The sequence below is a fragment of the Rugosimonospora acidiphila genome (assembly GCF_039543385.1).
In the GTDB taxonomy this organism is placed as follows: domain Bacteria; phylum Actinomycetota; class Actinomycetes; order Mycobacteriales; family Micromonosporaceae; genus Rugosimonospora; species Rugosimonospora acidiphila.
The window spans coordinates 209,625-230,198 of the sequence record NZ_BAABJQ010000009.1 but is presented as its reverse complement, the minus strand read 5'-3'; the positions used below and the strand labels follow the sequence as shown (position 1 = coordinate 230,198).

Genomic DNA, 20,574 nt, shown 5'->3' with positions numbered 1-20,574 from the left:
CCATGCGAGAACAGCGTCGCGGGCCGCAGTGGACGCCGCGGTGAACTCAGGCCGGGTCCGTGCGGCGGGCAACGAGTTCGACCTCGAAGGCGTCACCGTTCTCCAGGTACGCGGCGTAGTGCCCGGCGCCGCCAGCGTGTGGATGGCGGTCGGGAAACAGTAGCCTCCAGCCGTGCTCCGCGGCCTCGGCGGCCAGCGAGTCGACCAGCCGCGCGTCCGCGACGTGGAAGGCGAGATGGTTGAGTCCCGGCCGGCACCGGTCGTGATGGGTGGCGCTGAGATCCGGTGACTGCTCGACGACCAGATAGGTGTCGTTCAGGCGCCAACTGCGCCCGGCGGACCAGTCCTGGAACGTGGCGTAGCCCAACGCGCCCAGCAGCCAACCCCAACTGGCCACGGCGCGATCGAGGTCGGGCACCCACACCTCGATGTGGTGCAGCGCGCCGGTGGCGGGCCGCTCCGCCCCGCCGCCCGGTCCACGCGTGTCGCCCGGTCCACGCGTGTCGCCCGGTCCATGCGTGCCACCCGGTTCATGCGTGCCATCCGGTCCATGCGTGCCACCCGGTTCACGCGTGCCATCCGGTTCGTCCACGGTGGAGACGGTATCTGACGCGTCGCCGCACGGCCGGGTCAGTTCGCCGGTGGCCGGCGGCCCGTCCTCGTCCCGGCGAGAAGGATCATTGCGATGTGAAACGGCTATGTTGAATATTTATGAAGCACGCCGACCAGGTTGTAATACATTCTTGGCTGAAAGGCGGCGCATTGGCGCGGGGTGGGCCGGCGGTCGCCGGGTACCTAGTTGATGCGGATGCCGGCCAGTGGTAGGCATGACGCGTCGCCGTTTGTTCGAGATTTCGGGCGAGGATTTCCGGGACGCGAGCCGCGGGCCGCGGGCCAATGCGGCGGCCAGCACGGGCGGTCGGTGCGGGCCGGTCGGTACGGTGGGGGTGATGTCGACCTTGACGCAGCGCCCGTTCGTGTTCCTCGACGTCGACGGTCCCCTCATCCCCTTCCGGTCGCGGCCGGTCGCCGAAGGGCATCCCCCGGGCGGTCGGGAGACCGGCCGTCACCCCGACGGCGACGGTGGCAACCCATTGTTGGAGCGACTCGACCCTGGCGACGGGCGGCGACTGCTGGCGCTCAAGTGCCAGTTGGTTTGGGCGACCTCCTGGATGGGCGACGCGAACGAGGTGGTCGCACCGCGGCTGGGCCTTCCCGAACTGCCGGTCGTGGGGTGGCCGGACACCGACGATCGGATCGGGCCCGGGCTGCACTGGAAGACCGCGCCGCTCGTCGCGTGGGCGGCAGGGCGCCCGTTCGTATGGCTCGACGACGAGCTCACCGAGGCGGATCGCCGGTGGGTCGCCCGGCACCATCCGGTCCGGGCATTGCTGCACCGGGTAGACCCCGAGGTGGGCCTGACCTCGGCCGACTTCACGCGGGTTGAGCGGTGGCTGGATGACCGCGGCGATGACTCGTGACCCATGGCACCGGATCACGTGCGGAGGAGGTACGAGCCGCGTCGATGGCAGCCATCGGCGGGTCGTGTGACCGGGAGTGCAGCGACCATCCCGTCGCGATCGTCCGTTGCCAGCGCCGGCAACGATCCTCGGGTACGCCGACTCGCGGCCTCCACCGGGGCTGACCGTGTCTGGGTTACCGCGGATGAGGTGTACGGCCCCGTCATTGCCTTCGGTGGTAGATGTTGCGGCGGGGTTGTTGGTCGGGGTCGAGGTATCGGGGTGGGATGAACTCAGGTAGCCCGTCGGAGGCGATCCCGACCTGCCAGTCGCCCTGGTGGATTACCCGGTGGTGGTGTGCGCACAGCAGCACCCCGTTGTCGAGGCTGGTGGGGCCGTCATCCAGCCAACTGACGAGGTGGTGCCCGTCGCACCACCTCGGTGGGCGATCACAGCCCGGAAACGCGCAACCCCGGTCGCGCAGCACCAGGGCTCGGCGGGTCGGGCCGGTGAACAGGCGCCGCTCCCGACCCACGTCCAGGACCTGACCTACGCCGCCCAGCACGGCGGGCACGATCCGGGCATCACACGCCAGCCGGCGCGCGGCGGCGGGGCTGAGCACGGTCCCATCGTCCAGGGTGGCGGCGCCGACCTGCCCACGCAGGGTGTCCAGGTCGACGGTGACGGTCACCTGCGGCCGATCCCCACCATTGTCGGGCAACTCCCCGCCGGCCAACGCCAGCCGGCACACCTCCACCAGGGCGTCGACGCGTCGCTGCTCCGGGCTACGCAACCCCGCCTCATCCGCCAGCCGGGGTGCGCACAATGGGTCGATCGCGGCCCGGACCACGGCGGCGGACTCCTGGTCCAGCCACCCGGTCAGCCGCACCCTCGCCTGGCCGGGCACGTCGGTCAGGTACAGGCACCGGTCGGCGTGGGCACGGTCCTCGTCCCGGGCCAACTGTTGCGCGGCCTGCCTCTCGGCGACCTCGGGGGCGACCACGTCCAGCAGTCGGCTGGTCAGCCGACCCAACTCCCTGGGCCCGAACACCGCACACTGCCCAACCAGAAACTCCTCCCCCTCGGTGCGGACCCCGGCGGGAAGAGTCGGGACAGCGGCCGCGATCACCTGCGCCTGCTCAAGATTGACCGTCCCGGCGGCCAACGCCTCCGCCGTCTTCGACAACCCGCCGTGCAACGCCGCAGCGAGCCTCACCTGACGCACCGCCGTACCCCCAGACAACCGGTACCGGTCACGTAGCCACGCGGTCGTCGTCGTGGCACCCTGCCGCCGGGCAAGGTCCCGCCCATCGATCTCCCGAATCAGGCCCAACCGCACGGCGTCCAACCGCGACGCCAACGCATACGCCTGATCCAAACAGTCAATCAACACCTGCGGGGACCGAGCCCAGACCGACGCGCGCGCGAGCGACCGCACCGCGTGCTCCAGCTCGATCAACGGATCCCCGTCCACGAACCAACGCTACCGATGGGGTACGACACTTTTTCGGGTCGCGCCGACCGATCCGCCGGGCATGTGTGCGAATGATGAACGAACGTGGCTTGGGTCTTGGCCGCTGACATCCGTTGCTGGCGTGCGCCAGCGACCGCGGGTCCGGACCGGGCGGGACCATCGGATGCATCCGCCCGGGCGCCCTGACTGCCGAATGGGGGGCCGTGTTTCTGCGCCACGGCTACGCGGGCTTTTTCCGTCCGCGTCCGGCAGGATTGCGCTATGGGATACGAGGGCCTGGCATACACCGCCACGCCGTACGACCGGGCGCCGGACCGCCGTGGCGACCCGCGGTGGACCGCCCACCAACTCGCGCGGGACGACACGCAGGTGGTCCCGATGTGGCGCGACCGTTGCCTGCTGTCCGTCGGCGGCGCGCCGGCGGCCCTCACCGGCACGGCCGGTCGGGCCGCCGCCGAGGCCGCCGAGCAGGTGGCCCTGCTCGGCCTGGAAGGGGCGCGGGCCGTCTTCGCCGCGGACCTGTCACGGCTGGACGAGGCCGAGGCTCTGCGGGTGACGGGTGCGCGGGCGACGGCGGACATCCGAGGGCTGGCGGCCGCGCTGCCGTCGGCACAGGCGGCGACCCTGGCGTACGCCCGTGGCGTGCTGTACTGGAACCGGAATCAGCGCTTCTGTGGCTCCTGCGGTGCGTCCACCGTCGTCCGCGGAGGGGGGCACATCCGGGTGTGCTCCGACGCCGGCTGCGCTCGGGAGCATTTTCCGCGCATCGAGCCCGCGATCATTGTCCTGGTGGAGGCGCCCGGCCCGCCTGCCAGGTGCCTGCTCGCCCGCCATCACGGCGCGGGGCCGGACCGGTTCTCGCTGCTGGCCGGGTTCGTGGAGATCGGGGAGAGCCTGGAGGGCACGGTACGCCGCGAGGTCGCGGAGGAGGCCGGCGTCGCGGTGGGCACGGTGACGTACCGGGGCTCGCAGGGCTGGCCGTTCCCTGCGGGGCTGATGGTCGGCTTCGTCGCGCGGGCGCTCGACGACCGGATCGACGTGGACGGCAGGGAGTTGCAGGAGGCGCGCTGGTTCACCAGGGACGAACTCGTGCGGCGCATCGTCGCCGGCCCGGGTTCGGGTCCGCCCGACTCCATCGGCGGCTGGCTGATGCGTTCGTGGGCGGGGCTGGACGACGGCGAGGCCCCGGCCGGCTGACCCGGGCGGGACGCCGCCGGGTTGTGTGCCGGCGTTACCTTAGGCCCATGATCTTGGCGGAGGAGCTGGTCCTGCTCGGGTACGGCGACCGGGGCGATCCGGTGGTCGCCGGCGTCGGCCTGGACTTCGGGCTCGCCGGCGCGGTCCTGGTCGAACTCGCGCTGGCCGGCCGGGTCGAGGTGGCGGACGGAATGCTCACCGTGGTCGACCGGGCGCCGACCGGCGACCCGGTGCTCGACGCCACCCTGGCCCGGATCGCCGAGCGCGAACCCCCGCGTACGCCGAAGGACTGGGTTGGCGATCTCCGCACCGGGCTGCGCGAACAGATCCTCGGTCGGCTGGTGGGGGCCGGGGTGCTGCGCCGCGAGCCGGGCAGGGTGCTGTGGGTGTTCCCGGCCACCCGGTACCCCTCGGCGTCCGGGGAGCAGCCGCCCGCGGAGGTGGAGATACGCCGGCGGCTGCTCGACGCGATCGAGGGCGACGGACCGGTGGACGAGCGCGCCGCCGCGCTTTGTGCGCTGGTCCGCGCTTCCAGGCTCGAGCAGGAGGTCTTCGGCGACCTGCCCAAGGACCGCGTCGCGGCGCGACTCACCGAGATCGGGACGGGGGACTGGGCGGCCGAGTCGGTCAAGCGCGCCGTCGCCGAGCTGGACGCGGCCCTGGTGGCCGCGCTGACCGTGGTGGCCGTCATCACCGCGGCCGGCTGACGGCCCCACGGGAGACAATCCGCGGCTCAGCTGTCCGTCTTGTGCAGCTTCGGGATGCGGCCGGTGAACGGATTCGAGCTGGCGCGCGGGTAGGCGAGCGCGACCTCGGCCGCCGGTACCGGCGCGAAGCCCGCCACGCGGTCGTGTCGGCGGCGCTGGCGTGTCTCAACAACGCCGTCGATGAGTGGGCGCGCACCCGCGGCACCAAGCCCGTCGACAAGCTGCCCGACCTCGCGATCGCCGCGGTGCGCGGCTGACGGAGGCAGACCCGCCGGGGGTGGGCGGTTCCGCGCGGGGACCCGGTTCGGGTCGGCCGTGGCTGTTATCGTGCCGGCATGCAGGCGCTGGCCCTGTTCGACCTGGACGACACGCTCGTCGATCGTGGTAAGGCGTTCAACGCCTGGGCCGAGGAGTTCGTCGCCGCTCACGGACTCGACGAAAAAGCGCTCACCTTTCTGGTGGTCACCGACGCCGGCCACTCCGGCCCGATGAACGATTACTTCGCGACGGTGCGCGAGACGTTCGACCTCGCCGAGCGGCCGGGGCAGCTGTGGGAGCGGTACCGCGGCCGCATGCCCGAGCTGGCGTCCTGCCGGTCCGAGGACCTCGATGCGCTCGGACGCCTCCGGCGGGCCGGATGGCGGATCGGGATCGTGACCAACGGGATGACCGACAACCAGCTCACCAAGATCCGTAATACCGGGCTGGACGCACTGGTCGACACGTGGTGCATCTCCGACGAGGTCGGCATCCGCAAGCCCGACCCCGAAATCTTCCGGCTCGCCGCCCGGCGCTGCGGGGCCAGCCCCGAGGGCGGTGGCTGGATGGTCGGTGACAGCCTCGACCTCGACATCGCCGGTGGTCGCGCGGCGGGGCTGCGCACGATCTGGTTGCCACCGAAACACCGACCCGAGCCCTCGTCCCGGCCCGCCGCGGCGCCGGACTTCACCGTCGGTTCGGTGGCCGAGGCGGTCGGGGTGATCCTCGCGGCGACCTGACTCCTGGCCGGCCGGCACCGGCACCCGATCCGGCGGGTGGCGACGGGTTGACCCGCCTGGCGGGTGGCGACGGGTTGACCCGCCTGGCGGGTGGCGACGGGTTGACCCGCCTGGCGGGTGGCGACGGGTTCAGCCGGCCGGCGGTGCGGCGCCGTACCGGGCGAGCATCGCGCGCTTGTCCGGCTTGCCGCTGGGCGCCACCATCACCTCCGGGATAAAGGTGATGGTGGCCGGCACGCTGCCATCGCCCAGCGTGTCGCGGACGAGGGCGGTCAGCTGTTCCCGGGGCGGGGTGCGGCCGGCGGCGGGCCGGATCAGGGCGTGTACGGCCTCGCCGGTGCGCTCGTCGGGCGCGCCGACGACGAATGCCTCGTCGACGTCCGGGTGCAGGGCGAGCACCTGCTCGATGGGGCCGGCGTAGTGGACCATCGCGTTGACGATGACGATGTCCCGGGTGCGGCCCACCAGGTGCAGGAACCCGTCGCCGTCCAGGTGGCCCAGGTCGCGGGTGCGCACCCAGCCGTCGACGTACACCTGCGCGCTCTGCTCCGGGTCGCCCCAGTACCCCGAGGTCTGCCACGGCGTGCGGACGTAGATTTCGCCGTCCTCGCCCGGCGGTACCGGCCGGTCGTCCCGGTCCCGGATGCTCACCTCGGCCTCGGGGTGCGGCCGGCCGACCGAGGCCAGCGCGGGCTCGCCGTACCGGCTCAGCTCGTCGGGCGTCAGCAGGGTCAGCGACCCGGCCTCGGACTGACCGTAAGCGGAAAAGACCACTGGACCAAGGCGCCGGGTCGCATCGGCCAGCCGGCGCGGGTTCAGCGGTGAGCCGGACACCATCACCGACCGCAGGGTGCTCACGTCGACCGGATCGTCGCGCAGAGTGTCCAGCAGCTGGTACAGCCGGGGAACGGTCATGATGGTGCCGGTGATGCCGTATCGCGCCACGACGCCGGGGAAGAACGGCCGCGGGTACTCCTCGGGGATGACCGCCACCCCGCCGTGAAACAGGCTCAGCAGCACGTAGTTCATCACCACGGGGCTGGACAGTGTGCCGAACAGCAGGCAACGATCCAGGCCGTCGGCCAGCCGCGCCATTGACGGCGTCCACCGGTCGGGAGCGCAGGTCCAGTCGGCGGCCAGCGCACCGTAGGTGATGGCGCAGCCCTTGGGCTGGCCGGTGCTGCCGCTGGTGTAGGTGACGCGGGCGATGTCCTCGGGTCGGCCGGCGGCCACCAGCGGGCTGCCGTCCAGGTCGTCCCGCCCACCGGCCCCGGCGCCGTGCGCCAGCAGGTTGGTGGCGCCGGAGTGGGCGCCCAGCGAGTACAGCGGGGTGCGGCCGGCCACCGGGATGAGGTCGCTGCCCGCGGCGGCCGGGTCGAACACGATGGCGTCGACGCCCCCGCCCAGCAGGTGCGCGAACTGCCCGGCGGTCAGCCCAGGTCGCACGGCGCTGACCCGCGCGCCCAGGGCGTACGCGGCGAAGATGGCCGCGAAGCCCTCGGGCGAGACGCCGGGCATCAGGGCGATCCCGGTGCCGGGACCGAATCCCGCGGCGCGCATGGCGCCGGCCAGCCGTCGCATCGTGGCCAGCGTCTGCGCGGCGGTGACGATCCGGTCGCCGTGCTCGAAGCAGGGCCGGTCCCCGGCCTCATCCAGCAGGTCGACGAGGGCCTGCGGGTAGGTCGGTGAGGTTTGTGTGCGCATCACACTTCCGTTCGCCGCTCGGCGATGTCCCGGTGGGTTGAGGCCCGCTCATTCTGCGACCTCGCCGCCCCGTGCCGCAACGGTGCGGCGGCGCCCGATCGAGGCCGTCCTGCGCCGCCCCGGCTTTGAGGTGGTTCTGAGATTCAGTGACAAAGGTCCATTGCCTGGCGGTTTGCTGTCGTCACGGACCGGAGGTCGGTGTGTCCAACGAAGTTCGCGACTACCTGGTCATCGGGGCCGGCCCGGCCGGGCTCCAACTCGGCGCGCTGCTGGCCGAAGGCGGCCACGATTACCAGATCCTGGAGGCCGGCGAGGCGCCGGGTACGTTCTTCCGCACGTTCCCGAGGCACCGCACCCTCATCTCCAGCAACAAGCGGCACACCGGCACGGACGACCGCGAGTTCAACCTGCGGATGGACTGGAACTCGCTGCTGTCAAACGACCCTGACCTGCTGTTCACCCGGTACACCCGCCGGTACTTCCCGCCCGCCGACGAGATGGTCCGGTACCTGGCCGACTTCGCGGCGGCGTTCGACCTGCCGATCCGGTACGGCACCCGGGCGGTGCGCGTGAGCCGCGCCGGGGCGGACGGTGGCTTCGCGGTCACCGACCAGGCCGGCGAGGTGTGGCGGGCCCGGCGCCTGGTGATGGCCACCGGGGTGAGCCGTCCGTACGTCCCGCCGATCCCCGGAATCGAGACGGCGGAACAGTACGTGACCGTGACGGTGGACCCGGACGACTTCGTCGACCAGCGGGTGCTGATCCTGGGCAAGGGTAACTCCGCGCTGGAGACGGCGGACAACCTCATCGAGACGGCCGCCGTCATCCACGTGGCCGGCCCCAGTTCGATGCGCCTGGCGTGGAAGACGCACTACGTCGGGCACCTGCGCGCGGTGAACAACAATTTCCTCGACACGTACCAGCTCAAGTCGCAGAACGCGATCCTGGACGGCAACGTGCTGTCGATCGAACGGGTTGACGACCGGTACCGGGTGCGGTTTTCTTTTTCGCGCGCCAACGAGGTGGTCAAGGAGCTCTGGTACGACCGGGTCATCGCGTGTACGGGATTCCGGTTCGACGCGTCCCCGTTCGACGAAAACTGCCGTCCGGAGCTGATGTACAACGACCGGTTCGCGGCGCTGAGCCCGGCGTACGAGTCGGTCAACGTCCCCGGGCTGTACTTCGCCGGCACGCTGATGCAGCAGCGCGACTTCAAGAAGTCGACCAGCGGCTTCATCCACGGCTTCCGCTACTCGGTCCGGGCGCTCTACCACATCCTGCGCCAGCGGCATCACGATCTGCCCTGGCCGCACCGCCCGGTCGCGGCCGACCCGGACGCGCTGGCCGACGCGGTGCTCGACCGGGTCAACCGCACCTCCGCGCTGTGGCAGCAGTTCGGCGTGCTCGGCGACCTGGTGGTACTTGTGACCGGAGGAGCGCAGCCGGAGCCGGGTTGTGGCGGAGGCGAGCACCTCCAACATGTTACCGGAGGAGCGCAGCCGGAGCCGGGTTGTGGCGGAGGCGAGCACCTCCAACGTGCGACCAGCGGGGCGCGCTACTTCGAAGAGGTGCCGGTGGGTTACGCCGCGCAGGGGGTGTTCGGCGACGAGTATTTCGCCGTGACGCTGGAGTACGGGCCCGACCACGACAAGGTCGACCCCTTCGACATCACGGTGCGGCGAACCGCGCAGGACGCGGCGGCCGACGCGCACGACGCCAGCTACCTGCACCCGGTGATCCGGCACCACCAGGGCGGCCGGCTCGTGGCCACGCATCACGTCGCGGAGAATCTGGAGAACGAGTGGAACAAGCCGCTGGCGCACCGCGGGCCGCTGCGTGACTTCTTCGCGCGGGAACTCGCCGTGCCTGCTGAGCCCAACGGCGCGGCCGGGCCCAACGGCGCGGCCGGGCCCAACGGCGCGGCCGAGCCCAACGGCGTGGTGGGGCCGGCGCGGGGCCCGGACGCGGTACCGGGTTCGGGCGCGGAGCAGGCGCCGGCCCCGGCCGTGGGCTGACGGGCCGGCGGGGGATGCTCAACCTGCGGGAGTTCGAGGCCGCCGCAGCGTCCACGGTGGACCGAGTCCACTACGACTACCTGGCCGGCGGCGCCTGGGATGAGGTGACGCTGCGGGACAACGAGGCGGCGTTCGGCCGCCTGCGGCTGCTGCCCCGGGTGCTTCGCGGGCGCGACAAGCCTGAGCTGGACGTGTCTTTGTTCGGCTGCCACGCCGCCAGCCCGGTGCTGATGTCGCCGACGGCGTTCCACCGGCTGGTGCACCCCGAGGGCGAGCGGGCGACCGCCCGGGCCGCCGCGGCCACCGGCACCATCATGGTGGCCAGCATGGCCGCCACGGTCGCGATCGCCGACATCGCCGCGGCGGCCCGCGAGGCGGCGGGCGGGGTGGTCGGCGGGGTGGTCGGCGGTGGTGATCCCGCGCTGTGGTTCCAGCTGTACATCCAGCCGGACCTGGAGGTGACCGAGGCGCTGGTGGCGCGGGCCACGGCGGCCGGCGCGCGGGCGCTGGTCGTCACCGTCGACTCGCCGGTGTTCGGTGCGCACGAACGCGACCGGCGCAACGGGTTCCTGGATCTGCCGGCCGGTATGGCCTGCGAGAACATGCGCGGGCTGCCCGGCGGTGAGCCGGACGCGGTGCGCCCGATCGCGATGTCGCCGGAGATCTGCTGGGATCACCTCGACTGGCTGCGCCAAGCCACCTCGCTGCCGGTCGTGCTCAAGGGAATCCTGCACCCCGAAGACGCCCGGCTGGCGCTGCGTCACGGCGTGGACGGGCTGATGCTGTCCAACCACGGGGGGCGGCAACTGGACACGGTACCGGCCACCATCGACCTGCTGCCGGAGATCGTGGCGGCCGTGGGCGGCCGGATGCCGGTGATCCTGGACGGCGGGGTGCGCCGGGGCACCGATGTGGTCAAGGCGCTCGCGCTCGGGGCGAGCGCGGTCGGTATCGGCCGGCCCGTGCTGTGGGGGCTGGCCGCCGACGGCGAGCGGGGCGTGCGGCGGGTACTGGAGCTGCTGCGCGAGGAGGTGGACGCCGCGCTCGCCCTGTGTGGCGCGGGGTCCCCGCGCGACCTGACGCCCGACCTGGTGAGGAGACGTTCATGACGGCGGTTCGGCTCACGGTCGCGGTGGTCGCGCTCGCCCTGGTGGTGTCGGCGCCGTACTGGCTGCCCGGGTTCGTGGTCGGGCTGCGGGTGCGCATCTTCGCCCGGGTCAACGGCGACGAGGGCGTGCCGGTACCCGGCCGGCAGGTCGGCCTCGCCGACTTCCGGCGGTTGTACGCGCACCCGGCCGCCAACGGCCGCAGCCGGGGCGCTGCACTGTCCGACCTGTTCTGGTACTGGCTGGCGCCCGGGCCGCAGGTGCACCAGGAGCACCTGGAGCCCGGGCCGCGCTACGACGAGGCCGCCCGCACCACCCGGCAGATCCTGGCCCGCCTGCGCAAGGACGAGTGGGAGCGGTTGGTCGGCCGGTGCGCCGAGCGGAGCCTCGACGCCCGACTCGCCGCAGTAGAGCCAGGGCGGCGGGCGGCGATGGGGCCGGGCCGGCGGCCGCGGTGGGACGCGGTGCGGCTGCGCGACCTCATGATGCCGATCTGGGCCGAGGTCTACTACGAGGCCGTATTCGGGCAGCCGTGCCCGGAGCCGGTGCGCGACCTGATAGTGGCCAACGCCGACGACGTGGTCAGCGCGCTGAAATGCACCCGGCTGCGGCACCTGCGCCGGCGCGACCGGCTCACCCGGTACCTGCGCGGGCGCATCGGCGCCGGCACGGTGGGCGTGCCGCTGCCGTCGATGTTCTCTCCGGAGGAACAGGCCTGGTACCTGCAGGGCACCTTCTTCAACACCGCCGTCGTGCAGATGTCGGAGGCCATGGCGCATCTGCTCATGGTGGTCGCCGAGCACCCGGACCTCCAGCGGCGGCTGCGCGCCGGCGACGGCGGGTACCTCGACCGGGTCATCGACGAGACCATGCGGGTGTACCCACTGTTCGGCGTGGCGCACCGGATCACCTCGGCGGACATCACGCTGGACGGGCTGCCGACCCTGCCCGCCGGCTCGGTGCTGCTGTTCAACTACGCCGAATACCAGCACGCGGGGCTGCCCGACGGCGACCGCCTCGACCCGGACCGGTGGGAGCGCCTTCGGCCGGGCGAGGCGAACTTCATCCCGTTCGGGATCAGCGCGAACCGGCCCTGCCCGGCCCGGGGGATCGCCCCACTGAGCATGCGGGTGGTGGCGAGTGCGGTCATCGCGCGGTTCGCGCTGGCCACGTCCGCGACGCACACCCGCTCGCTGCCCAATCGGGGCCCGTGCCTGCTGTCCCCACTGCCGGCCGGGCCGGGGAAACCGCCGACCGGGCCTGAGGGAACGCCCGGCGCACCCCCCAGCGTGGCGCCGCGACCGCGCGCCCGGCTGGCGCTGATGCGCCTGCGCGACCGGTGGGAGGACGTCACCCGCAGCCTCGTGCAACTGGTGCTGGGCACGTACATGGTGATGGACGCCCGCCGCCAACGGCTGTGCGGGACCTACTTCGCCCACCTCGGCCCGCAGGAGACCCCGCGCGCCGCGACCGCCACACCACCCGCCGGCTGACGGCTAAGCCGCTCGCCCGCCCCGGAAGGGAGCCAGGCCATGTCCGCCAACGAACTCGCACCCAGGTTCTTCATCGCAGCCATGGTGATCCTGCTCGTCTGCCGGCTGGTCAGCCTCGGGTTGAGCCGGCTGGGCCAGCCACCCGTGGTCGGCGAGATGATCGCCGGCGTGCTACTCGGCCCGTCGCTGCTCGGGCTCCTGGCGCCCGGCCTGGAGACCGCGCTGTTCCCGGAGGCGCTGCGCCCGGTGCTGTACGTGGCCGGCCAGATCGGCCTGGTAGCGCTGATGTTCCAGGCCGGTCGGGAGCTGCGCACGCACCTGGGGCGCGGGCTGGCCAGCACCGCCGGGCTGGTGTCGGCGAGCGGGATCGTCGTGCCGCTGGTGCTCGGGGTCGCACTGACCCTGGCCGCGCGCGGGCACGTCGACATCTTCGTACCCGGCGTCGGGATCGGGGTGTCGGCCGCCTTCGTGGGCGTGGCTCTGGCCATCACCGCGTTCCCCATGCTGGCCCGCATCATCAACGAGCGTGGGTTGGCCGGGACCCGGTACGGCTCGCTCGCGCTGGCCAGCGGCGGGGTGGACGACGCGGTCGCGTGGGTGGCGCTCGCGGCGGTGCTGAGCGTCGCGTCCGGGCACGCCTGGCCGGTGGTCAAGGCGGTGGGCGGCGCGGTCATTTTCGGCGTGGTACTGGTCGTGCTCGTGCGCCCGCTGCTCGCCCGGTTCCTGATCCGGCCCGGGGTGGCCGACGGCACGGTGATCCTGCTGATCCTGTCCGTGCTGTTCGCCGCGGCCTGGTTCACCGACGAGATCGGGCTGTACGCGGTCTTCGGCGCGTTCTCGGTGGGCCTGGCGCTGCCCGACGCGCCGTCGGTGGCCCGGGTGGAGCCGACGACGAACGCGATGACCTGGGTCTTCGTGCCGATGTTCTTCACCTACTCCGGCCTGAACACCCGGTTCAGCCTGCTGACCGACCCGGCCCTGCTGCTGTTCTCGCTCGGCGCGGTGGTGATGGCGGTCGCCGGCAAGTTCGGCGCTTGCTGGCTGGCCGCCCGGCTGCGCGGCGAGCCCCCGGCGGTGGCATCGCGGGTCGGTGCGCTGATGAACGCGCGCGGCCTCATGCAGCTCATCGCGCTCAACGTCGGGCTGCAGGCGCACCTGGTCAACCGGGAAATGTTCACCGCGCTGGTGCTGGTGGCGTTGATTACCACCACGATGACCGCGCCGCTGCTGAGCTGGCTCGACCGGCGCTCGTCCCAGGCGGACGGCCCGCCGCCCGCCGGTTCGCCGTCCGGCGTGCCTTCCATCACCGACCACGAGGGGCGGTCGATGGCATCATTGCCGCATGACGCAGGATAGCCGGGCCGAGCCCCCGGGTCTGCTGGTCATGGAGGACGACGGTGAGCTCGCCGGCATGCTGGCCGGGCTCCTGCGCGGCAACGGCTACGCGGTCGATGTGGCCGAGGACGGCCAACGCGGCCTGCACCTCGCGTTGAGTCGTCGGTACAACGTGATGCTGATCGATCGTCGGCTGCCGGCCATCGATGGGCTGGAGGTGCTGATCCGGCTGCGGCGGCGCGGGGTGACCACCCGCGCGTTGATGCTCACCGCGCTGGGTGACCTGGCCGACCGGGTCGACGGGCTCAACGCCGGGGCGGACGACTATCTGGTCAAGCCGTTCGAGGTGGACGAGCTGGTCGCCCGGGTGCGGGCGCTGGACCGCCGTTTTCTCGACGAGGCACAGCTGGTACCGGTCGGGGACGGGTTCCTGGACATGTCGCTCCACGAGGCGGCCCTGCCGGACGGCCGGCGGGTGGCCCTGTCCCGGCGGGAGTTCGAGCTGCTGCGGGTGCTCGCGGTCCGGCCGGGTGCCATCCACCCCCGCAACCAGCTACGCAGCCGCCTGTTCGAGGACACCAGCGCTGAGTCCATTGTGGACACATATGTGTACTACCTGAGGCGCAAGCTGGGCAGCGGTGTCATCCGTACGGTGCGTGGCTTCGGGTACCAGATCGGCACGTTGTGAGGGCCGCGCCACGGGCGAACCGGACAGTGAACTCCTCGGCGGAGCAGCGCGCGCTGCGCTGGGGTCGGCTCATGCTCTCCATCCGGCTCGCCGGTGCCATCACCGCCATCGTCGTGCTGGTCGGTGGTCTGGCCTACCTCGTCACCGTGCACCGCCAGCGGGAACAGGTCAGCATGACGCTGGGGTACGTCCTCGGTCAGGATCGCACCGGCAGCGTCGACCCGTGCTCGTGGCTGTTCGTGCTGCGGGACGGGCGGCTGATCGGTGCCGACCAGGCCCCGGCCGGGCTGCCGCTGCGCCCCCAGGTGGACGCCGCCCTGGCCGGCGCGCCCGCCAGCACCGTGCGGGTACGCGCCGGCGGCACCGAGTACGCGGTGCGCACCCAGCGGTACGGCGGCCAGGTGCGCCAGGCGGCCTTCGATGAGCGGTTCCCGCTGTCCGACCGCCGGCAGTTGATGGACGCGCTGGCGATGGCGGAACTGGTCGGCCTGCTCGTCGCGGCGGTCACCGGCCGGCTACTGGCCTGTCAGGCCATCGCACCACTGGACGAGGCGCTGACCAAGCAGCGGCGGTTCGTCGCCGACGCCAGCCACGAGCTGCGCACTCCGCTGACCCGGCTGCACACCCGCGCGCAGTTGCTGGTGCAGCGCCGGCAGGACCTGCCGCCCGAGGTGGTCGACGACCTGCGCCGCATCGTCGCCGGTACCCGGGAACTCAACGAGATCGTCGACGACCTGCTCAGCTCGGCGGTGCTGTACGCGAGCCGGCCGGCGGGCGGCCCGGTGGACCTGGCGGCGGTGGCGCAGGCGGTGGCCGACGCCGAGCAGGTGTGCGCCCGGCAGGCGGGCGTGTCCATCGAGGTGCGGCGCGATGCGCGGCCCGCCGTGGTGACCGGGATCGAGTCGGCGCTGCGCCGGATGGTGTCCGCGCTGGTGGACAACGCGATAGGACACAGCCGGCCGGGCGGCCACGTGTGGCTGACGGTGTCCGCGCCGGACCGCCGGCGGCTGGTCGAGCTGGTGGTGGCGGACGACGGCACCGGGCTGGACCCCGCCGACCGGAGGTGGGTGTTCGAGCGCTTCAACCGGGGCAGCAACGGCTCCGCCGGGCGGCACGGGCTGGGCCTGGCGCTGGTACGGGAGGTGGTACTGGCGCACGGCGGCACGGTCGAGGCGGACGGGCGCCCCGGCGAGGGTAGTTGCTTCACGGTCCGCCTGCCCGCCTCGCGCGAGCCGCCGCCTTCGCGCGAGCCGCCCGCCTCGCGCGAGCCGCCCGCCTCGCGCGAGCCGCCCGACCCGATCCCCGCGTCCGGCACGGCCCGGTTCCGGCTGCGCTGGCCGCTTCCGGCCTGGCTGCGGCGGGCGCGGCAGCCGGGCTGACACCAGCGAAATCCGCCCGGCCGAGCTTCGGGCCGGGTCGGGTTCGGCGCGGGGCCAGCAGCGCCACGCACAACGCGGCGGCCATCAGCGCCTGGCAGGCGGCGTCACCCACGGGCACGACCAGCGTCGCCACCACCGGCCGCGGTCCGAGGGGTGACACAACCTCCGGCGTGGCCAGCCGGGCGTACGGACGGCGACGGCGAAGACGACGGCGCGCGCCCAGCGCAGCCCCAACGATGTCGTCATCCACCCTCCGCCCGTAGCCGGCCCACGCCCAGACCATCCACTACCGGCCCGGCCCGACCGTCAATCCATCGTCCCGTCGGCGCACACGCGCCGGGCGGCGGGGGAGTGCCCCCGCCGCCCGGTGACCGGTACGCCGGTTATTGGATGTCGGCGAGGATGTCCGCCCGGTACGCGGCGGGGGCGTTGGGGCCGATCGGCGTGACGTCCAGCGCCGAGCGGATGTACGACCCCGGCTCGTCGAAGTATGACTCGAAGGCCAGATTGGCCGCGTGTGCCTTGAAGAAGCCGAGATAGTCGTTGATGTACTGCGCGTTGTCGCCGCCGGCGTTGCCCTGCCACTGGCAGCCCGACGTGTCGCACGCGATGCCCCACTCCGGCACCGCGAACCTCTTGCCGTTGCTGGTCGCATAGCTCAGCGACTCGCCGAGGAGGTCGTTGAGGTGGGTGCTCTGGTTGGCCGCGCTGTTGTCCGGCGGCCAGGAGTCGTACGAGTCGATCCCGTACACGTCGACGTAGTTCTTCACCGCCTGGAACACGGTGCGGCTGCAGTTCGTGCAGCCCGACGTCTGGTCCGCGCCCTTGTTCGGGTTCCAGACGATCTGAAGGTTGGGCGCGACCGCCTTCATCCACTGCACGGCCTGGATGAAGTCGCTCTGCCAGGCCGCCTCGTTGGCGCTGTTCAGGTTGTCGTACCAACTGCCCAGGTTCATTTCCCAGCCCAGCCGGATGTAGGCGTTCGGATCCGCCGCCTTGATCACGTTGGCGAGGTTCTGCCACTGCGCCTGGGTGCCGGTGTTGGTCACGCTGTTGCTGCCCGGCCACAGGGGAATGGTCATGACGAGGTCGTCGCGCGCGGCGTTGAAGCCGGTCGGCAGCCCCGCCGAAATCCACGCGGGATCGGACAGGGTGCCCCAGTTGTCGCGGGGAGGGAACAGCACCACGTTGTCGACCGGTGCTCCCCGGAACGCCGCGAACTGGTCGGCCCGGGCGGTCGTCTGGGACTGCGGCGCGACGCCCGAGCTCCACGGCAGCCCACTGGCATGGGTCGGGGTGCCGGTGGCGACCTCGGCGCGGTCGAAGGTGATGGACTGGCCGCCGGCCGACGCCGCGTTCTTCCGGTTGGTCATCGTGAGCACCAGCGTGTGGGTGCCCTCGGTCAGTACCGGTGAGGAGTACACCGGCACGGTCGTGGCGGTGACCGCCGACGCGTAGTAGTCGACGTCCACTGTGGAGCCGCCGTCGAGGGATACGGTACCGATGTAGTCCCACGGCTCCTTCATGCCGTACAGGGTGATCTGATGGCCCGTGAACCGTACGGTCAGGCTCGCCCCGACTGTCGACGTCCACTGGAAGCTGCTGTCCGGCGCCTTGGCGCAGTTGCCGGAGCACGGGCTCCATCCCGCCGAGAACTGCACCTGCCCGACGCCGGTGCCCCGCGCGGTGTCCTGGATGGTCGTCGTCGTGGCCGCCGTCGCCTGGGCCGGCCAGTCGACGCCTACCACGCCACCCAGCGCCGTGCCCAGCACGGCCGTCGCGGCGATCCACTTCCGTAGTCTCACGCACTACCTCCCGTCACAGGTTTGATCGATGTATGTCCCACTCCCTTCTTGATTGATCCGTATGATGGTATGCCGCATGCAGTCTGTCAACGATGATGAACGTCGCGTAGCCGAAGGGATTCCGGAGCGGACCAAGATCGGTATGCTGGCATGCCATGGAGACGACATCGCGGCGCGTCGTGACGCTCGCACCGGAACGGATGGAACTTTCAGAAGGCGGGATTCCGGCACCGCGGCCAGATCAGGCGCTGGTACGGGTGGAACGGGTGGGATTGTGCGGCTCGGATTACCACATCTATGACGGCACCCACCCCTACGCGGTGTTTCCTCAGGTTCAGGGGCACGAGTTCGTGGGGGTCGTGGCCGAACTGCCCGACGGGTACTCCGGGCCGCACCGGGCGGGCGACCGCGTGGTGGTGAACCCGCTGCGCGGGTGCGGGCGGTGCTTCCCCTGCACCCGGGGCAGGCCAAACTGCTGCGTCGACGTGACGGTCCTGGGCGTCCAGTTGCCCGGCGGGCTGGCCGACCACGTCGCGGTGCCGGTCGACCAACTGGTGGCGGCCGCCGGCCTGCCGGCGGACCTCGCCGTGCTGTCCGAGCCGGTCGCGATCGGGCTGCACGCGGTCAATCGCGGCGGCATCGCGGACGGGGATCGGGTGGTGGTGACGGGTGCCGGACCGATCGGCCTGGCGGCGACGCTGGCCGCCGTCGACCGGGGGGCCCGGGTGCTGGTGGCGGACCGCATCGCCAGCCGCCTCGAGGCCGCCGCGCGGGCCGGCGCGGAGCGGGTGGTGGACACCGCCTCGGAGGACCTGGCCGAGGCGGTCGACGCCTTCACCGGCGGGTGGGGCCCCGCCGTGGTGGTGGAGGCGACCGGCGTGCCCGCACTCGTCAGGCTCGCGGTCGACCTGGTCGCCCACTCCGGCACCGTGGTCGTGGTGGGCATCTCCACCGCCGACGTCGGGCTGAGGGTCAGCGACCTGAGCCGCAAGGAGATCAACCTGCTCGGATCGCGCAACAGCGCCGGTGAGTTCCCGGCGGCGGTCGATCTGGTGATGCGCCGGGCCGACGTTCTGGCCGGCTGGGTGACGCACACCTTCGGGCTGGACGAGGTGCCCAAGGCCATCGAGTTCGCCCGCGCGAACCCGGACCTGGTGGAGAAGGTGGTCATCTCTTGCGCGGCGGACTGATGGCATGCCAACCTACCAATTGGAGGGAGATGCTGAATGACTGAGGTGCTCGCCGCCGATCGCGACGTGGTCTCGATGCTGCAGGACCGCAGCGTCGAGATGCGCCTGGCGAATCTCCGGCTCGTGGAGACCGCCGGATCCGGCCACTATGGACCGTGTTTTTCCTGTATGGAGATCATGGTCTCGCTCTACTACGGCCTTCTCCGGGTGCGGCCGGACGAACCGGCCTGGCCGGATCGGGACCGCTTCGTGCTCGGCAAGGGCCACGCCTGCTCCGCGCTCTACCCGATCCTCGCCGACCTCGGCTTCTTCCCCGATGCCCGGCTGGAAACCTTCACCCGGCTGGGCAGCATGCTCGGGGACCACCCCGACATGCGGAAGATTCCCGGCATCGACTTCTCGTCCGGCTCGCTCGGGCACGGGTTGTCGATCGGCACGGGCATGGCCGACGGGGTAAGGCTCGCCGGTCGGGACTCGCGCGTGGTGGTGCTGCTCGGTGACGGCGAGCTGAATGAGGGCCAGGTGTGGGAGGCCGCCGCGTACGCCAGCCATCGCGGGCTGTCCAACCTGCTGGCCATCGTGGACGCCAACAAGGTCAGCGTGGACGGCGCGACCGCGGACCTGCTTTCCTTCGAACCGATCGACCGTCGGTTCGCCGCTTTCGGCTGGGTGGCGCAACGGGTCGACGGGCACTCCCACACCGCCCTGCTGGCCGCCTACCGGGAGTTCGACGACCGGCGCGCGGCCGAGCCGGACGGGCCGCCCACCGTCCTGGTGGCCGACACGGTGGCCGGCAAGGGCATCGACTTCATCGAGGGCATGGCGGAGTGGCACGTCGGCTACCTCGGCGGCGTCGACCGGGAACGCGCGATCGCCTCGATCCGCCGGATGTTCACGAACGAGAGCCAGGAGGACCGGTAGTGCGTACAGCGATGGCCATCGCGCCCGACGGTGCCAGGAACGCCGCGGACCTGCGGGACCCGGCCTCCTTCGATCACGTGGGGCGCGACGCCGGCGCGACCTTCGCCGCCGGCGGGGTGCTGGCCGACCTGGCCGACCACGACTCCCGGATAGTGGTCGGCTGTGCCGACCTGACCTACGTCACCCGGCTGGCCACGTTCGGCGCCCGGCACCCCGACCGCTTCCTCTACTACGGCATCTCCGAGCGCAACATGATCGGGGCCGCGGCGGGCCTGGCGACCACGGGCCTGATCCCGTACGTCTGCACGTTCGCGTGCTTCTCGGCCATCCTCGGCTACGAGAATTTCCGCACCGATCTGGCCTACCCGAGACTGCCGGTGCGGGTGCTCGGCACGCATGCCGGCATCTCCATGGGATTCTTCGGCACGTCGCACCACGCCACCGAGGACATCGCCGCGCTGCGGGCCGTCGCGAACCTCACCGTCCTGTCGCCGTGCGACCCGGTTGCCACGGAGGCGTTGCTGCGCGGCACCGTCGACCACGACGGGCCTATCTACTTCCGCGTCGGCCGGGGCCGTGAGACCGCCGTGTACCAGACGGTCGACCAGCTCCGGCTGGATCGGCCGACGGTGCTGGCCCGCGGCGACGACGTGCTGCTCGTGGCCACGGGCGTCATGGTGCAGGAGTGTCTGGCGGCCGCCGAGGCGCTGCGCGCCGACGGCATCGGCGCCAGCGTTCTTGACGTGCACACGCTCAAGCCCTTTCCGGGTGAGGCGGTCGCCGAACTCGCCGCCGCGCACCGGGCGGTGGTCACGGTCGAGGAGCACACGGTGGAGGGCGGCCTGGGCACGATGACGGTCGAGGCGCTCGCCGCCGCGGGCGTCGCCACCCCGGTGCACAAGCACGGCCTGCGCGACGAGTACGCGCTGGTCGGCCCGCCGACGCACCTCTACCGGTACTACGGCCTGTCCGGCGACGGCATCGCCACCGTGGCCCGCCGGCTGCTCGACCGCAAGAGCCCGACCCCACTGGTTGCCGATCCACTGTGGACGGATCAGGATCGGGCCGACGTCTACGCGCGGCTCGGGGTGCCGCGCTGACC

At 72.0% G+C, this 20,574-nt stretch carries 17 protein-coding genes; 13 read left to right on the top strand and 4 right to left on the bottom strand.

Annotated features, from left to right (window positions below):
- Positions 1-46: 46 nt before the first annotated feature.
- Positions 47-592, bottom strand: a complete 546-nt coding sequence (locus ABEA87_RS18010) for a VOC family protein (protein ID WP_425570906.1) — start codon at positions 590-592, stop codon at positions 47-49.
- A gap of 358 nt (positions 593-950) precedes the next feature.
- Between ABEA87_RS18010 and ABEA87_RS18005 the strand changes: the two genes are divergently transcribed.
- Positions 951-1,481 carry an HAD domain-containing protein gene (locus ABEA87_RS18005; protein WP_345630975.1) on the top strand — a complete coding sequence of 177 codons (531 nt, stop codon included), beginning with the start codon at positions 951-953 and terminating at the stop codon, positions 1,479-1,481.
- Positions 1,482-1,683: 202 nt separating this feature from the next.
- Here ABEA87_RS18005 and ABEA87_RS18000 read toward each other — a convergent pair whose 3' ends face one another.
- Complete coding sequence (locus ABEA87_RS18000) at positions 1,684-2,934, bottom strand: HNH endonuclease signature motif containing protein (protein WP_345630973.1); 1,251 nt, start codon at positions 2,932-2,934, stop codon at positions 1,684-1,686.
- Positions 2,935-3,195: 261 nt separating this feature from the next.
- Between ABEA87_RS18000 and nudC the strand changes: the two genes are divergently transcribed.
- From nudC to ABEA87_RS17985, 3 genes are all read left to right on the top strand, one after another.
- Entirely contained in the window at positions 3,196-4,131 is a 936-nt protein-coding gene (gene nudC, locus ABEA87_RS17995; RefSeq protein WP_345630971.1) for an NAD(+) diphosphatase, read from the top strand.
- A gap of 47 nt (positions 4,132-4,178) precedes the next feature.
- Entirely contained in the window at positions 4,179-4,838 is a 660-nt protein-coding gene (locus ABEA87_RS17990) for a GOLPH3/VPS74 family protein (RefSeq protein WP_345630969.1), read from the top strand.
- A 335-nt stretch (positions 4,839-5,173) separates the two neighbouring features.
- Positions 5,174-5,836 carry an HAD family hydrolase gene (locus ABEA87_RS17985; RefSeq protein ID WP_345630968.1) on the top strand — a complete coding sequence of 221 codons (663 nt, stop codon included), beginning with the start codon at positions 5,174-5,176 and terminating at the stop codon, positions 5,834-5,836.
- 129 nt (positions 5,837-5,965) lie between these two features.
- On the opposite strand, the gene ABEA87_RS17980 is transcribed toward ABEA87_RS17985, so the two are convergent.
- Positions 5,966-7,540: a class I adenylate-forming enzyme family protein gene (locus tag ABEA87_RS17980; protein WP_345630966.1), complete on the bottom strand. Its 1,575-nt coding sequence runs from the start codon at positions 7,538-7,540 to the stop codon at positions 5,966-5,968.
- A 200-nt stretch (positions 7,541-7,740) separates the two neighbouring features.
- On the opposite strand from ABEA87_RS17980, the gene ABEA87_RS17975 reads away from it, so the two are divergent.
- The 6 genes from ABEA87_RS17975 to ABEA87_RS17950 are packed head-to-tail and all read left to right on the top strand — an operon-like array spanning position 7,741 to position 15,556.
- Positions 7,741-9,555 (top strand): NAD(P)-binding domain-containing protein, encoded by a 1,815-nt coding sequence (locus ABEA87_RS17975; RefSeq protein ID WP_345630964.1) that lies wholly within the window; start codon positions 7,741-7,743, stop codon positions 9,553-9,555.
- Positions 9,556-9,569: 14 nt separating this feature from the next.
- Positions 9,570-10,664, top strand: a complete 1,095-nt coding sequence (locus tag ABEA87_RS17970) for an alpha-hydroxy acid oxidase (protein WP_345630962.1) — start codon at positions 9,570-9,572, stop codon at positions 10,662-10,664.
- Positions 10,661-12,154, top strand: a complete 1,494-nt coding sequence (locus ABEA87_RS17965; RefSeq protein ID WP_345630961.1) for a cytochrome P450 — start codon at positions 10,661-10,663, stop codon at positions 12,152-12,154. The genes ABEA87_RS17970 and ABEA87_RS17965 overlap by 4 nt, the downstream gene beginning before the upstream one ends.
- A 39-nt stretch (positions 12,155-12,193) precedes the next feature.
- Positions 12,194-13,510: a cation:proton antiporter gene (locus ABEA87_RS17960; RefSeq protein WP_345630960.1), complete on the top strand. Its 1,317-nt coding sequence runs from the start codon at positions 12,194-12,196 to the stop codon at positions 13,508-13,510.
- Positions 13,497-14,177: a response regulator transcription factor gene (locus ABEA87_RS17955; RefSeq protein WP_345630959.1), complete on the top strand. Its 681-nt coding sequence runs from the start codon at positions 13,497-13,499 to the stop codon at positions 14,175-14,177. The genes ABEA87_RS17960 and ABEA87_RS17955 overlap by 14 nt, the downstream gene beginning before the upstream one ends.
- A gap of 26 nt (positions 14,178-14,203) precedes the next feature.
- Positions 14,204-15,556: a sensor histidine kinase gene (locus ABEA87_RS17950; RefSeq protein WP_345630957.1), complete on the top strand. Its 1,353-nt coding sequence runs from the start codon at positions 14,204-14,206 to the stop codon at positions 15,554-15,556.
- A 383-nt stretch (positions 15,557-15,939) separates the two neighbouring features.
- Here the strand turns inward: ABEA87_RS17950 and ABEA87_RS17945 are convergent, their stop codons facing one another.
- Positions 15,940-17,361, bottom strand: coding sequence for a hypothetical protein (locus ABEA87_RS17945; protein WP_345630955.1), 1,422 nt, complete (start codon positions 17,359-17,361; stop codon positions 15,940-15,942).
- 200 nt (positions 17,362-17,561) lie between these two features.
- On the opposite strand from ABEA87_RS17945, the gene ABEA87_RS17940 reads away from it, so the two are divergent.
- The 3 genes from ABEA87_RS17940 to ABEA87_RS17930 are packed head-to-tail and all read left to right on the top strand — an operon-like array spanning position 17,562 to position 20,572.
- The gene (locus ABEA87_RS17940; RefSeq protein ID WP_345630953.1) at positions 17,562-18,551 is read left to right on the top strand and encodes an alcohol dehydrogenase catalytic domain-containing protein; all 990 of its coding nucleotides are present in this window, start codon (positions 17,562-17,564) and stop codon (positions 18,549-18,551) included.
- A gap of 36 nt (positions 18,552-18,587) precedes the next feature.
- Entirely contained in the window at positions 18,588-19,472 is an 885-nt protein-coding gene (locus tag ABEA87_RS17935; protein ID WP_345630952.1) for a transketolase, read from the top strand.
- A complete protein-coding gene (locus ABEA87_RS17930; protein WP_345630950.1) occupies positions 19,472-20,572 on the top strand; it encodes a transketolase family protein in 1,101 nt (366 codons plus the stop codon). The genes ABEA87_RS17935 and ABEA87_RS17930 overlap by 1 nt, the downstream gene beginning before the upstream one ends.
- Positions 20,573-20,574 lie beyond the last annotated feature (2 nt).

Coding starts and splice junctions, on each gene's coding strand:
- ABEA87_RS18005 (WP_345630975.1), top strand. CDS start 951: ATGTCGACCTTGACGCAGCGCCCGTTCGTGTTCCTCGACGTCGACGGT.
- nudC (WP_345630971.1), top strand. CDS start 3,196: ATGGGATACGAGGGCCTGGCATACACCGCCACGCCGTACGACCGGGCG.
- ABEA87_RS17990 (WP_345630969.1), top strand. CDS start 4,179: ATGATCTTGGCGGAGGAGCTGGTCCTGCTCGGGTACGGCGACCGGGGC.
- ABEA87_RS17985 (WP_345630968.1), top strand. CDS start 5,174: ATGCAGGCGCTGGCCCTGTTCGACCTGGACGACACGCTCGTCGATCGT.
- ABEA87_RS17980 (WP_345630966.1), bottom strand. CDS start 7,540: ATGCGCACACAAACCTCACCGACCTACCCGCAGGCCCTCGTCGACCTG.
- ABEA87_RS17970 (WP_345630962.1), top strand. CDS start 9,570: ATGCTCAACCTGCGGGAGTTCGAGGCCGCCGCAGCGTCCACGGTGGAC.
- ABEA87_RS17965 (WP_345630961.1), top strand. CDS start 10,661: ATGACGGCGGTTCGGCTCACGGTCGCGGTGGTCGCGCTCGCCCTGGTG.
- ABEA87_RS17960 (WP_345630960.1), top strand. CDS start 12,194: ATGTCCGCCAACGAACTCGCACCCAGGTTCTTCATCGCAGCCATGGTG.
- ABEA87_RS17955 (WP_345630959.1), top strand. CDS start 13,497: ATGACGCAGGATAGCCGGGCCGAGCCCCCGGGTCTGCTGGTCATGGAG.
- ABEA87_RS17940 (WP_345630953.1), top strand. CDS start 17,562: ATGGAACTTTCAGAAGGCGGGATTCCGGCACCGCGGCCAGATCAGGCG.
- ABEA87_RS17935 (WP_345630952.1), top strand. CDS start 18,588: ATGACTGAGGTGCTCGCCGCCGATCGCGACGTGGTCTCGATGCTGCAG.